This window comes from Arsenicibacter rosenii (assembly GCF_001870735.1).
Lineage (GTDB): Bacteria > Bacteroidota > Bacteroidia > Cytophagales > Spirosomataceae > Arsenicibacter > Arsenicibacter rosenii.
In genome coordinates, this window is the sequence record NZ_MORL01000042.1 from 478 (window position 1) to 14839 (window position 14362).

The 14362-nt window shown below is 53.2% G+C and carries 8 protein-coding genes (1 of these 8 cut by a window edge); all 8 read right to left on the bottom strand.

What is annotated here, in order from left to right; genetic code table 11:
• The coding region annotated (locus BLX24_RS28680) for an NPCBM/NEW2 domain-containing protein (RefSeq protein WP_177225946.1) crosses the window boundary (this coding region is incomplete at its 3' end): on the bottom strand, positions 1-758 show 758 of its 1235 nt. Its footprint begins 477 nt before the window's first position.
• Positions 759-874: 116 nt separating this feature from the next.
• A complete protein-coding gene (locus BLX24_RS28685) occupies positions 875-2437 on the bottom strand; it encodes an alpha/beta hydrolase-fold protein (RefSeq protein WP_083422243.1) in 1563 nt (520 codons plus the stop codon).
• 277 nt (positions 2438-2714) lie between these two features.
• Positions 2715-5036, bottom strand: coding sequence for a GH92 family glycosyl hydrolase (locus BLX24_RS28690; protein WP_071506675.1), 2322 nt, complete (start codon positions 5034-5036; stop codon positions 2715-2717).
• 23 nt (positions 5037-5059) lie between these two features.
• The gene (locus tag BLX24_RS28695) at positions 5060-6691 is read right to left on the bottom strand and encodes a glycoside hydrolase family 28 protein (RefSeq protein WP_071506670.1); all 1632 of its coding nucleotides are present in this window, start codon (positions 6689-6691) and stop codon (positions 5060-5062) included.
• A 123-nt stretch (positions 6692-6814) separates the two neighbouring features.
• On the bottom strand, positions 6815-8515 hold the full coding sequence (locus BLX24_RS28700; protein WP_071506671.1) for a hypothetical protein: 1701 nt from the start codon (positions 8513-8515) through the stop codon (positions 6815-6817).
• Positions 8516-8534: 19 nt separating this feature from the next.
• Positions 8535-9911 (bottom strand): 3-keto-disaccharide hydrolase, encoded by a 1377-nt coding sequence (locus BLX24_RS28705; protein ID WP_071506672.1) that lies wholly within the window; start codon positions 9909-9911, stop codon positions 8535-8537.
• A gap of 101 nt (positions 9912-10012) precedes the next feature.
• The gene (locus BLX24_RS28710) at positions 10013-11884 is read right to left on the bottom strand and encodes a RagB/SusD family nutrient uptake outer membrane protein (protein ID WP_071506673.1); all 1872 of its coding nucleotides are present in this window, start codon (positions 11882-11884) and stop codon (positions 10013-10015) included.
• A gap of 18 nt (positions 11885-11902) precedes the next feature.
• A partial coding sequence (locus tag BLX24_RS28715; RefSeq protein WP_071506676.1) for a SusC/RagA family TonB-linked outer membrane protein occupies positions 11903-14362 on the bottom strand: 2460 nt, incomplete at its 5' end.

Here is a 14362-nt window from a genome sequence, read left to right on the forward strand (position 1 = left end):
TTGCGGGCACTAAGCTGAACGGTATAGGCTCCGCGGGTTTCTGCTTTTCCGGTGATGATGCCGGTTTTTTCGTCCAGCAAAAGTCCTTTGGGTAAGCCTTTTGCCTTAAAGGTCATGGGTCGGTTGCCGGTGGCGGCGATAGTATACAGGAACGGGTTGCCCGGTCGTGCCCCGACAATCGCAGGGGAGTTAATGCGCGGGGTTTTGGGCGATGGCGGCGTCAGGATATAGCGCTCCCCGTCGTTGGGGATGTTTTGCGGCAGATGATTCTCCTGCATCACCAGCTGTGCATTGGCCCAGTTTGAATACACTTTTGTCCGGCCGGCATCATTTACGGTCACCAGCAAGCCGAGGCGTTTCACACCGGCGAGTGGGACATTTACCGGTTTCGGGGCGTCGCCCAGCCGCATTTCGCCGCTGTCGAACAGGATTTTGCGGTCGCCGATCACGTAAAAGGTATGCGGCAAATCGCGGTTGCCGAGATCATCAACGCCGACAAGTGCCGAAAATGCCGTAGCGTGGCCGTCGAGGTAAAAGGCGAGAATACTCGTTGCATTGACACCGACACCGTGGGTAAAGTGGTTGCCGGCTATGCGCATGGAATCCCCGGCGGCATTGGTTTTGCCCAATACGGCCGGAATGCCTTCCGAAAACGACTTTATGTTCAGCTCATCGAGCCAGAGCGTTCGTGTCTGCTGTGCACGAACCTGACTGAATAAGCTCATTATCAATAAAAAAGAAAGACAGATGCGTTTCATGTACAGTTAAGTATTCATGTAGAACAGAATGATATTCCGTTCAAACCATTTCCCAAATGAATTGATCTTCTGTTCAGGCCAATTCACAAACGGAATATCATTCCGTTTTACATTGCTTATTTCGTTTTTTCGGCAATCATGGTCAGTACCGCTTTATCACTCCATTCCTGACCGTGACCGGCCATCGGGGTAAACCTGATTTTTGCGTCAGACTTCGGGTTTTCGGTCTTGTTTAGCATTTTTTCCAGGTATCGCGTCGCAACGTTCGAGTACAGCCCATCCATATCGCCCATCCAGATCCAGATTTTGCCCTGAAGTTTCGGACCAAGGGTACTCCAGTTGGTTTCCAGTACCTTTTTGAGATCATATTTCTCCCACTGACGGGCAATGGCATGGTCAATTTCACCGGTATCGGGGTTAAACATGAGCGAGGGCAGCCCGTCTTTCCCTTTGGGGCCGAAAACGGCGTTGTAAGCCCCGAACTGCCCGCCCGAAATAAGGTAGTTATTCGTGCGGCTTGCCGTATTTTCATTGGCAATCCAATCGCGCATTGAGAAAGTCGGTTCGCCGTTGGTGGTTCGCCGGCCAGGTTGGAGATAACCGTACCGGTTGTAAAATACAGATTTGTCGCTGTAAATATTAATCAGTCCATAGTGCTCAAAATCAACCGGATCCGGACTGTATGACCAGGTGCCGTCGAAAAAGTCCGGGTAAAAAATCTGTAGGGCGAGCGACACCCAGCCTCCGGTCGAATTGCCGGTCAGGAACCGTTTCCGGGAAGCCGGATTGTACCCGACCTGCCGTTCAATCTCCGGAATCAGTTCTTCGGTCAGCGCCCGGCCGCAGGGGCCGTTGTTTTCAGAATCGACCTGGTAGGTGTCTCCGTATGGCCCCTGTGAATCCAGAAACACATAAATAACCTGAGGAGCTTGCCCCGACTGCCACCAATCCGCAAAGTCCTTATTGCCGAAAACGGTATTTACGGCGGTATACCGGCCGTTCAGCCCCGGAATCCGGTAACAGATGGGGTAGCTTTTGGCCGGATTGTCGTAATAACCCGACGGCAGCAGCACCGCCGCCTTCAACTGGCCCGGCCGGCCCCGGAAGGCTGTCAGCAGCTTGCTTTGGATCGTTATCAGCTTAACCAGTTTATGCGCAATAACCGGCACCGGCTCAATGAGCGTGTTCAGGGTGAGCTGGAGCGATAGCTTTTTGGTGAGCAGAACCGAGTCGATATGGCTGTAGAGGTTACCGGGTACATTTTCCTGCCCGTCATCCGGATTTTGTTTATAGACGACCTGAAAACAGTATTTGGCGTCTGGTTTTTCCAGTGGTTTGTCGAGCCCGGTGGCACGGAGCGTTTTGGCCCGGGTATCAATGACAAAAGAACGGGTACCATCCCAGTTTTCCGGAGTAATCCCGATCGTTATTTCTGAGCGCGTGCGCGGTTCCCGGTCCCGCTGGCTGGTGATGTGGAGCAGTAACCGGCCGCCCTTCTGAAACGATTGCCGCATTTCGGGGGAAACACTTACCCTGATTTTCCAGCGGTAGGGGGGGGGAGCGGCAAGCGTAACCGATAGTACAAAAACGAATAAGAGCGTTAACACCAGCCGGTTTGCTGTCAGTATCTGTTGTGGGCTGACGCGGTGTTTTTCGGGAATAGTTTCGTAGTAACGCATATCTTAAGGACAGTTTTTATGCCCTCTACCCCACGTTCGAATCTGCAAAAATTTAGATTTTCGGAATAATTATTTTTCTGATTTGAAGAATAACAGTCTTCTGTTGGTCAGTAAAGCCAGTGACACAAACCAGTGCAACGGCACATCATGCAAAGAGATGCTTCCTGCGTCAGCATGACGAAAAAGAAGCATCTCTTTGTGTTCGGTCGCCACATCAATTACCGGTTATGCAAACCCATCCGGAATCAACCACAACCAGCATCCGGTATCCGGCACGTCACTGCTCTGTTCCCCACTGCTTATTCGGCTGCGGGCCCATGTCGAGGGTCAGCGTACCGCCATTGACCAATATGTCGTGTTGAACCCAGGGGCTGTTGTGGGGTTTACCGTTCAGCGAGGCCGACTGGATATACAGATTGCGGGCCGAGTTGTTGGTGGTCTGGATAGTAAAGGTTTTGCCTTTGTAGTATTTCGGATTGAGATGGAAAGTGATTTTGTTGAAAATCGGGCTGGCGATTTCGTAGAACGGATCGGGGGATGTACCGCCGTTGGTTGAGAAAATCCCTGTTTTCAGAAGGACAGATAAACTACCCATCAGCCCCTGATCTTCATCGCCGCTATAGCCGAAGTCGGGCGAAATGCCGCTATACACCTTGTCGATCACCTGCCGGGTCCAGTACTGCGTCAGCCAGGGAGCACCGGAATAATTAAACAGAAAGGCCGTCTGCATACAAGGCTGGTTGCCGTAGTTGATAAACACCCGCCGGAATTGCTCCAGCGTTTCCTTATCGTGCGATTTTCCGGAAACAAAGTCATGCGTCTGCGCTTTTTCGAACGAGGTATTCAGTTTTTGAGTAAACGCCTCCTTCCCGCCCATCAGTTTTATCAGACCCGGCACATCATGCGGGACGAACCAGGTATATTGGGCGGCATTTCCCTCTTCCCAGCCGTTGTCGTACCGCAGAATATCAACCGGTTCGGCCCATTTCCCGTCCAGTGTCCGGTTCCACATCCAGCCGATCTCCGGATTGTAGATGTTTTTGTAGTTCTGCGACCGCTTCGTAAACAGGGCATAGTCCTCGGTTTTACCCAGTTTTCGGGCCATCTGAGCGAGGGTATAATCCTGGTAGGCATATTCGAGCGTTTGCGTCGAACCGTCCTGGTGGAAGCCGTACCGTTTGTCGCTCATCGGATGCGGAATGTAGCCCCGATCCATGTAAAACTCAATGCCGCCGCCTTTAAAGGTATTGTGCTCATACCCTGCTTTACTCATCAGGCCACCCGGAAAATGGTTTTTGCGCATACCGGCATAAGCCTTTTCAATATCAAACCCACGGATTCCTTTCAGATAGGCACTGACAATGAACGGAGTCGACGAGGCCCCGGTCATAACAAACGTGTAGTTGCCGCCTGCCGGGCCACGCGGAATCAGGCCGCCGTCGTCGTACATGAGCAGCATGGAGTTGATAAACGACTCGGTTACCTCCGGATAAACCAGGTGCCACAGCGTGTTGAGCGACCATTGTGCCCCCCACATGGCATCGAAGTTGTGGTGATTGAATCTGGGTTTACCGGACGCGTCGAGCGGAATCTGCCGGATCCGCCGTTCCGGACCGGTCATGTCAGCATACTTGCCGTTGGCATCCGAAATGATGCGGCGCCCCTGCAAGGCGTGCCACAGGTCGGTGTAAAACCGGCTGCGAACGGTGTCAGAACCACCTTCCACCTCAATCCGGCTCAGCCAGTTGTTCCAGTCGCTGCGGCTTTCCTGTACCACCTTGTCGAAGTCCCAGTGAGGTAATTCGGCGTTGAGGTTCAGGCGGGCCTGTTCTTCGCTGACGTAGGAAATGGCCACCTTCATTTTACGAACCTCGCCCGCTTTGGTTTTGAAGGAGACATACGCTCCGACTTTTTCCCCGTCGATCTGCGAACCGGCTGCTTCCAGCCTGCCATTCCGCCAGCCGGCGAAGGAGTCAAACGGCTTGTCGAAGGTTGCAACGAAGAATACCGTCAGTGTTTTGGGACGGCGGATGGTTGGTGCCATAATCGCATAGCCTTCAATTTCCTGATTGCTGACCTTTTTTACAAACCCTTTCTGCGTATCCGAAGGCCCGAGAAACGTGGCAAAATCGAACAGAATGTGGCTCTGTGCCGATGCCGGGAAGGTGTATTTATGGAAACCCACACGGGTAGTGGACGTCAGCTCAGCCGTAATGTTGTAAGCATCCAGCACGACTTTGTGATACCCCGCCTTAAACACCTCTTTCTGGTGTGAGAAAGGCGACCCATACTGCCCCGCCCCCAGATGGCCTTTAAACGTACCGGTTGTCGGCAATACCGGTACGCCCGATAACTGCCAGCCGTGGATATGGCTAAAACACTTAATGCTATCGGCATGATAGCGGTAACCGGCTCCCCAGTCGGCGTTTACGGCATTGTCGGGGCTGAGGTTTACCATGCCGAACGGGCGGGAAGCAGAGTTAAAGAAAAACCAGCGCGAGTTGGCACAGTCCACAATCGGATTGACGTAATCGACGGGTTGTTTGCGGGTTGTCTGGGCCGCTGTCTGCAGCGCAACGAGCACCGACAGGGTGCCCATGCAGGCGGAAATAAATTTCATGGCTACTTGTAATTGCTGCGTTGGATCGCGTTCGTTTCGTTGGCCGGGAGTTGCAGGTTGCTCGTTTTTACCTCAACAGCATTATTGAGCAGCACCACCGGCATTTCTTTCGCCGCCGGAATCCGGACATCCGTCAACGTAATGTTCTTTACATCATCAAAGACCAGTGCGGGCCGGAAATCCTCTTCCAGGTACTTGATTTGTACATTTTTAAACTGAATGCCTTCTGCATGCCGCATATAGAAGCCCCAGGCGGGCAACTCTCCGAACATGGAAAAGTCGGGATAACGGTCGGCATTTTCGGGTACGGTCGTGATTTTGTCCGGCGGAATATGCGCCGTTGCCTTATTGGCCCGACCGCCATACGTTAACGTGATATCTTCCAGAACAATGTCCTGAACCGGATGCCCGGGAAGTCCCGAAATAGAGGAAGGAATCAGGTTATACGGCAGCCAGGGATGGCCGTAGATGTGATAGCTCGACGGCCGTTTCGGCATTTTATCGACGCCCGGCATCAGGTGGTCGGGTGGCCCTTCAATCGGGTAGCCCTGATCCGGTTTGTGCAGCGGCGTTTCTACCTGTACATGGGCAATGTATACCTTACGAAGCGTCCCGACTTTACCGCCCGTATTCCGGTGGCCGAGTTTGATGAATATGGCATTACCCGTTTTTTTTGCCGTGACATACTGAATATCCACATCTTCCAGCGTTCCGCCGTCGACAGATTCCAGGGCGATGGCAGACCGGTAGGTATCCAGCACGGTAATATTCCGGACCTTGATATGCCGGAATCCGCCGTGGGAGGCCGTACCAAATTTCAGGCCATTGGCGCTCGAACGTACCGTACAGTTTTCAATCGTAATGTTTTCGCAGGCACCGGCCGGATTTTCTGACTTCAGGCAAATGCTGTCGTCCGAGGAATTAATAAAGCAATTTTTAATGATTACGTTTTTGGAATCCGTAATGTCAAGCCCGTCATTGTTCCAGTACGTAGTGCTCTGTACCGTAATGTGATCAATCAGCACGTTGTCGCATTCCCGGTAATCCTGCACCCATTCCGAGCAGTTTTTCAGGGTAATGTCTTTCACCGTCACTTGTTTACAGCCAACGATATTGATCAGAAACGCCCGCCCTTGTCCCGGACGTTTGACAATCCAGGCGCTGTCCTGCTTCATTTCGCCGTTCCGGAGTTTGTTGAAAATGTCCAGCATCAGTTCCTGGCCCTGCCCGTCGATAACACCTTGTCCGGAAATACCAATGTTGGTCTGGTTTCGGGCCGAGATCAGCGCCACCCGGTCATTCAGTTCAACGGGGTCTTCCAGGGATTTTTTCTCTGTCACAGGCCTGGTATCATAATGGTTCCGGTTGGGCGATCCCAGAAGCCGTCCCCCTTTTTCGACATGCAGCTCAACCCCCGACTTTAGAAACAGGGTGCCGGTAACGTAATTGCCCGGCGGGACAATGATTCGGCCTCCGCCCGAAGCAGACACCTTGTCGATGAGTTTCTGGATCACCAGCGCATTATTTGTTTCCCCATCCGCGACGGCACCGAACTGGTTTATCCGGTAGTCTTTGCGCTGAGCTATACCGGAAAGGGGGAGCAGCAGCAGTAAGAAGAAAAGGTTTTTAGACATACTATTCAGGTTGTTGTTAACTACAAGCAGGCTGATTACCTGATGGCAAAGCCACAAAGAAGACCAGACTGTTCTGTCTGGACAGGCTGTAACGTTCTTTTTATCAGGCATTCAGATTGTTCATTACGATAGTTGCAGGCGGTGTGTAAACGGCGTATAGCCGGTGATATACACCGCGGGCGCGTCCATGGGCGGGAGGGCACCCCGTAACTGAATGCCTTTGTGGAGCACCTTGCCGGTGCCGAAACGGAGGACATCGGAGCCTACGGTATAAGTCCCTTCCTGACCCGACAGCAGCCAGGTATTTTCCCGTTTCGCGTACCTGGTTACGCCAGTTAAGCTCCCGCCCGGCCTGAAAATCAGCTCAAGGGTAACGGGAACTCCTTCCGTGCCCGAAATGGAGATGGCCACCTCAACGCCCGTAGCCGTTTCAGCGACCTGTACCACTGATTCGAGGTGCTGGATTTCGCTTTGCTGACGTAGTGAGCGGGGCGCCTTTTCCAGATCGCCGTTGGGGTCAATTTTGTCGGGCGGCAGCGGCTGGTAGTATGGCCCGGTCAGCGATTGGCGCAGGGTCCAGCCATTGGGTGTCTGTTCGGTTTTTTCGGATTGAAACTGGCCTTTCCCGAAAAACGAAGTGGCAAACCGCAGGCCCTGCAATACCGCACTGCCTTTGTGAAAGGTCAGAAAGGTGGTGTTGCTGGAAAGTAAGGTACAATCCCACGAACCGCGCCGGATACGGACAAGCCCTGAGTACGGGAACGCCCTGGCATAGTCTACGGGCAAAGCGGTAGAAGCCGGTAAGTCGCGCCAGAGCGAAGGGTCTTCCAGAAAATAATCCAGGTAGCCGGCCAGTTGCTCTTTCGGGCAGGTGGCTTCGATTAACCGGCACATGGCCGCCATCTGACCGTTCTTGTCCTGCAATGCCATGAACCGGTAGCCGTAATAGTACCGGGCCATGTTGGCAATCGTGCCTTTGTCCTGCCGGTTCGAGGCTTCGGTGACAACCTCGCCGTTGGGGTGCACAAAATACAGGGTCATCAGCAGGTTCCGGCGGACAGGCTCCAGAAGGTCCGGTTTCGCCAGTCCCCGTGCCATAATGATCAGCGACCGGTTCACAATCGGGGAGTAGGTATTGGTGCTTTTTTCGGTATACTGTCCGTCCGGGTCAAGGTCGATGTGTTCTGCAAGCCACTGATTGATCCGGGCGACATACTTCGGATCAGGAAACAGCTCATTTACTTTGGTTAGTGCTGCCGCCACGACCCAGCGATGGTTAGGCGTATGGATTCCGCCGACCGTCAGTGCCTCACCGGCTTTCCGGATAAACTGCTCAACCGGCAGAATGGCTTTTGCCGTTCCGCTCAGGGGTTTGAGAAACTTATAGGCGGGCACCACATTTTCGAGGACGAAAGCCGTATCAGGCGTCGAATGAAAATTGGTATCGAGCAGGTCGATGGTTCCGTCAGTATGCTGCATCCTGACCAGGGCCTGTGCCGCTTCCGTGAGCTTCCGGAGCAGGTCTGCCGACTGGAAATGGGCAGACTCCGGGGTGGCATACAGCATGCTCCCTTTCATCAGAAAACCACTGGTGGTGTGCGGATTGGGCATCTCTGCCTCGTTCATATACCCGCCGGCATAGGGACTGGCCGGATCCGTAATGTTTAACGGGCGGTAGCCGGCCAGTTGCTGATCGTTGATGCGGATCCAGTCCAGCAACCAGGCAGGCTTCTGCGGGACAGACCGCGACCATGCCAGCGACGGGGCCATTGATACCAACCCGATTGAGGTTGCACTAAGGGTGACAAACTGCCGACGATTCATAGTATGTTGTGTTTAACGCTTACTCTAATTCCCTGATTTTGATGCTCCGGAAGTGAACCTCATCGCCGTGGTCCTGGATAAGGATATGACCGGCCGGCGCCTGGGCAAAATTCGGGTAAGTACTGTATTTACTTTTCGCGACCAGGTTTTTAAAAATCTGCGAGAACCGGTCGTATTCTACCATTTTCAGGTTATTCAGCCAGTGTTCGACATGACCGTTGCGGGAAACAATCCGGAGCTTGTTCCACTTGCCGGGCGGGCTGATGCGTTTTTCGGTATTGCCCTCCGACAGGTTTTCCGACGTTATCAGGTCGTAGAGTGAGGCCGTTGTCCGGTTGCCGTTTACCCCCGCTTTGGCATCCGGATGCACAGTATCGTCCAGGATCTGAAACTCGGGGCCAAGGCCGGTTCCCGGTTTTTTGGCCGGATCATCTACCACAAAATATTTGATCCCGCTGTTGCCACCCGTGGTTAAGCGGAAATCGAGTTCAAGCTCAAAATCCGAGAAGGTCTCTACCGTTTCAATATCGCCCCCTTTGCGGACACTGTCTTTTTTTGACCCCATAAGTTTCAGGATGCCATCCTGCATTACCCAACCGGCATCAGCAAAGTGATCGGCGTTGGCCAGTTTCCAGCCTTGTGCCGTTTTGCCGTCCCAGAGCAACCGCCAGCCATGCCGTTTTTCCCGTTCTGTCAGCTGGTTGGGCAGGTAACTGACCTCCCGGATAGCGGGTCCTTTTTGCCATTGCACGGCACTCAGGTTTTCGGTCGCAATCCGGATATTCCGCCACTGTACAGTCAGTCCGTTTTGCTCTTCCCGCTTGATCTGATGCACTTGCAGGGCAATGAGTCCGCGGGCCGTCTGCGCATCCCACACATCCGCGCAGGGAACGCCGTTGATCCATGTTTTGATATGTGGTCCAACTGCTTCGATATGGTATTGATTCCATTGCCCGCTGCGGAACGCTTTCTGTCCCAACGGATTAATGGACAACGGGTATAACCAGCCACTGCGGGCTTCATCGTAGACCCCGCCGCTCCAGCCACGGTTACCGGGATCGATTTCGACCTGGTAGCCATGCACCCGCCCTTTCATGATATTCGGATCACTGATGCTGCGGATCTGGATGCCGGAATTCAGGCCCGGCTCCACGTTTACCTCCATCTCCAGCACAAAATCACCATAAAGCGCTTCGGTACATAAAAATGTGTTGGGCGTATTCAGCTGAGAAACACCGACAATGGCGTTGTTCAGGATTCTATATTCGGCATTGCCGTTGCGTTTCACCCAGCCCTTGAGGTCTTTACCGTTAAAGAGGTCTTTCCATTGTGCACTGGAATCTGTTGCAGATAATACGCTGATAAAGAGAAGAAAGAAAAAAAGGAGATACTTCATGATTCCGGAAATTCATTGAGTAAAACGGTGAATTGGGCATAAAAAAGGGGAAGAGGTTTTCAGGCTCTCCCCCGGGTATTCAGATTGAGTAGGTAGGCAGATCAGTAGCCTGGATTTTGCTTCATAGCGGGGAACGACAAGTCGATCTCACTCTGCGGAATCGGGCGTAAAGTATGTTTATCGGCAATTGACGCGCTTTTTGCTGCCCACGGGTTATATTTCTTTACCCGCTCGACCAGCTTGCCGGTGCGTTTCAGGTCAAACCAGCGGTTGTATTCCCCCATCAGTTCGCGGGCGCGTTCGTCCAGGATCATGTCAATGCTGATATTGGCGGCTGTAGCACGGTAAGACACTGTTTCCAGCGATTTCAGATTCTCCGGTGCCTTGGCACACAGCGGATCCGCTCCTTTTTTGGTAAGGGCGCGATCCAGAATTTTGTTGTAATACACCTCGGCCCCGCCAAGCTTGCCGTTTTTAGCACCTTTGACAATGGCTTCAGCAGCCATCAGATAGGCCTCCGCCGAACGGAAAATGATTTCGTTTAAGGTGCCATACGCATCGCCGTACGGAATGCCGGGCTGCCAGAACTTCCACATCATCGGATAGTCGCCGGGGAAACCGCTGACGTTTACCGTGCTGCCATTAATGAATCCGTAGCCGCCGCCGTATTCTTCCAGGTTAACAACCGAATAGTTTTTCTTTCCGCCATAGTCGACGCCACGTTCGGCAAGGCTCAGGGCCGGTTTGTTCCAGGGGCGGAAATAGACCACCGTATCACCCGCCTTGATGTCGATTTTCAGGTTGGCATTCACCGTCGGCAAGGGTTTGAAACCCGAAACGGCCTGAAGCGCATAGCCAACCTCGACGAAGTTCCAGTCGTAGCGGGAGTCGATATCGGGGTCGAACAACCGGTAGGTAGCCGGATTGGTGACGTGGAAGGGCTGGTGGCGGTTATAGTCGGAGGTCCGGCCTTTGGTGCCCGGATAGCCTTCGCCGCTGCCCCCGAACACAGAATGCAGGTTGCTGCCACCGGCGGCGTCCTGGGTAAAGGCAGGGTCGGTTTTGTTGGTCAGCACATCGGTATTGTACTGCACGGCAAAAACGATTTCGGCATTTTTATCATTCTGTGCGCCGGTATACTGCTTGAGCGGGTTTTCGGTATGCGTCGGAAACAGCGCACTGTAGGTCGCCGCCAGCGGATAGGCATCAATGATTTTATCGGCATATTGCAGCGCGAGGTCGAAATCAGCCTGAGAACCACCGAGGGAATTCTGGAAATTCCAGCCCCGGGTCAGATACACGCGGGCGAGCAGGAACTGAGCCGCTCCTTTGGTAACCCGTCCGTAGTTGGAGGCCGTAACCGGCAGTTTGGCTTCGGCATCCAGCAAATCTGTCAGAATTTGCTTGTAGACATCGGCCGCAGCGACGCGGGTTGCTTCTTTACTGGCCGTGGTCGTTTCCACCAGCGGCATCGGCACATCGCCCCATTGCTGCACCAGGTAAAAGTAACTTAAGGCCCGTAAAAACTTAGCCTCGCCGATGCGGGCATCTTTCGTGGCCTGGGCCATGGTCGTGATGTCGTCAGCCCGTGTCAGCACCGTGTTGGTCCGGGCAATTTCGGCATACAGCAATGTCCATAAACTCTGGACTTCGGTCAGGGTAGCATTCAGCCGCACGTCATAGTGCTCCAGCGGACTAACCGTCAGGGTCGAGAATTTAGGGTCGCTGAAACCGGCCTGAGAAAAAAGGTCGGTGCCGTTCAGCACAAGTGACCGGTTCTGGTGAATGTTCCGCAGCAACGGGTAGCAGGCGCGGACAAGGTCCTCAAAACCGGCTTCTGTTTTGTAATATACATCGGTCGTGAGGGTAGAGACCGGGGTCTCTGTCAGAAAGTCGTCTTTACAGCCCGCCGCAATCAGTCCGGTAAAGGCAAGGGCGAGTGCGGAGGTCCGGATCGAATATATGAATTTCATGTGAGGGTCTGAATTGGGTTAGAAACTTACGTTAACACCAAGCGTAAACGTCATCGACGGCACATCATCCTGATAAATCGCCGAGTTAAATTCCGGATCAAAACCAATGTATTTCGTGAAAACAAACGGGTTATTCACCTGTCCGTAGACGCGGGCATTGGCCAGTTTCCAGCTACTCATCAGGCTTTTAGGCAGGGTATAGCCAACCGTAATATCCGAAACCCGCAGGAAGCTGGCATCCTGATAGTTGATGGCATTCCGGTAAGGGTTTGCCGCCACTACGCCGAAGTAGGTATTCGACGGGTTATCGCTCCGCCAGTAGTCCAGATTCGCTAACCGGTTATACCGTGTTCCGCTGACTTCGCCCATTGTGCCGGCCAGGGTGCTGTTGTAGTACTGGGTGCCGTTGCGGTAGTAGATGAAAAACGACAGGTCGATGTTTTTGTATTTAAACCGGTTGGTTAATCCGGTCAGGAAGTTCGGCAGCTGCGTACCCAGCACCACACGGTCATCAATGCCTTCGGTTGATGAAATCTGCCCGTCGTTATTCTGGTCAACTACGCGGACCGAGCCCGGCACCTGCTTGTATTTCGTGGCCAGGTCCTTGTCGGCCGTTTGCCAGATCCCGTTAAATTTATAATCGAAGTTGGCCCGGATCGGCTGCCCCACAAACAGCTTATTGCCTTTGTCGACCTGCTGTCCATCCCCGTATAGTTGCAGCAGCTTGTTGCGGTTGCGGGTAAAGGTGATGGTGGAATTCCAGCTGAAATCATTTTTGGCAATGTTCACCGTATTCAGGGTAAGCTCAACGCCACGGTTCTGAATCTGCCCCACGTTAGCCACCACCTGGGAGTATCCGGTTACGGTCGGTATTTTCTGATTCAGAATCAGGTCAACGGTTTTACGGTCATAGAGCTCCAGCGAGGCCGCGATCCGGTTTTTGAAAAAGCCGAAGTCAACCCCGAGGTTATATTCCTTACTCCGTTCCCAGCGCAGGTTTTTGTTTGCCAGGTTGGCGGGCGCAAACCCGTATGCTGCGGTTCCGTCGAAATCATAGCCGGTGTTGAGCAGTGTGGCCTGGGTGCTGTAAGGGTTAATGGTTGAGTTACCGACCTGGCCATAGCTCAGGCGGAGTTTCAGGTTCGAAAAAACGTTGAGGTTCTGAATAAACGCTTCATCGCCAATCCGCCAGCCAAGGGCTACCGAGGGGAAAAAGGCCCATTTATTGCCTTCAGAAAGCTGAGACGCTCCATCAGAACGGCCGGTTACGGTCAACAGGTATTTATCGGCAAACGAGTAATTGATCCGTCCCATAAACGACAGCAGGGAACGTTCTACCAAAGAGCTGTTAATGGCCGTTACGGTACCGGTGTTCAGCGCATACCAGTCCGAATTAAACGGCAGGTCTTTCACCGCGATCTGATACGCTTCGTTGCGCTGGTAAAACGCACTTTGCAGCCCTGTCACCGTTACCTTGTGCTGGCCGAGATCGAGGTTGTAGGTCAGGATATTATCCAGTGTGTAGCTACCCATCAGGCGGCTGTCATACTGTGCCCGGGGTTTAGTACCGATCTGGGATTTTGACCATTGTCCCCGAAAGTCGCCGACACGCTCAGAGGTGTAGGCCGCCGAAATTGAGGTTCTGAAACTTAAGCCCTTCACCGGGGCAAATTCTACATAGGCGTTTCCTAATACCGAAAGGTTGGTTGTCTGTAATTTTGAGGTCTGCGGCTGGATGTCGACCAGCGGGTTGGGCACCTGCTTGTCATTGATCCCCATCCAGTAAGCGTACCCGTCGATGCTGAAATCGCTGTTTTCCGACGGATTGGCCAGATCGCTGTAATAGACCGTACCCGTTGGGCGCGCACGGTAAGCGTTGCGCAGCGATTCCTGCGAACCAACGTTCTGGTCGCTGTAGGAAACATAGGATGTAAATCCTGCCTTAAACAGCTTTCCCAGCTTGCTGTCCAGACCGGCATTCATGTTATAGCGTTTATACCCGGTATACAATACGTTGCCCTCTTCGCTCAGGTAGCCGCCCGAAACCCGGTAAGTTGTTTTTTCGCTGCCCCCCGATACGCTGATATTCTGGCTGGTCTGCACACCCGGACCGGTAATCAGATCTACCCAATCGGTGGTTTTACCGGCCTTGATATTGGCCATTTCGGCGGCGGTAAAGGTAGCGCCGGTAGAGCCTTCCAGTACCCGGTCGGTATACGTTGATTTATAGAACTCCTCGCTGGTCTGTAACCTCAGTTTGTGAGCCGGGACTTTAACCCCGACATAGCTGTCGTAGCTGATCCGTGGTTTACCCGAAAGACCTTTTTTGGTGGTGACGATGATCACCCCGTTCGCTCCCCGTGCTCCGTAAATGGCGGTGGAGGAAGCATCCTTCAAAATATCCATAGACTGGATATCGTTGGGGTTCAGGGTATTCAGGTTCCCACCCATCAGCCCGTCGATAACTACGAGCGGATC

Bases quoted from the DNA above. Each gene is read 5' to 3' on its own strand.
- BLX24_RS28685 (WP_083422243.1), bottom strand. From the start codon at position 2,437: ATGCGTTACTACGAAACTATTCCCGAAAAACACCGCGTCAGCCCACAA.
- BLX24_RS28690 (WP_071506675.1), bottom strand. From the start codon at position 5,036: ATGGGCACCCTGTCGGTGCTCGTTGCGCTGCAGACAGCGGCCCAGACA.
- BLX24_RS28695 (WP_071506670.1), bottom strand. From the start codon at position 6,691: ATGTCTAAAAACCTTTTCTTCTTACTGCTGCTGCTCCCCCTTTCCGGT.
- BLX24_RS28700 (WP_071506671.1), bottom strand. From the start codon at position 8,515: ATGAATCGTCGGCAGTTTGTCACCCTTAGTGCAACCTCAATCGGGTTG.
- BLX24_RS28705 (WP_071506672.1), bottom strand. From the start codon at position 9,911: ATGAAGTATCTCCTTTTTTTCTTTCTTCTCTTTATCAGCGTATTATCT.
- BLX24_RS28710 (WP_071506673.1), bottom strand. From the start codon at position 11,884: ATGAAATTCATATATTCGATCCGGACCTCCGCACTCGCCCTTGCCTTT.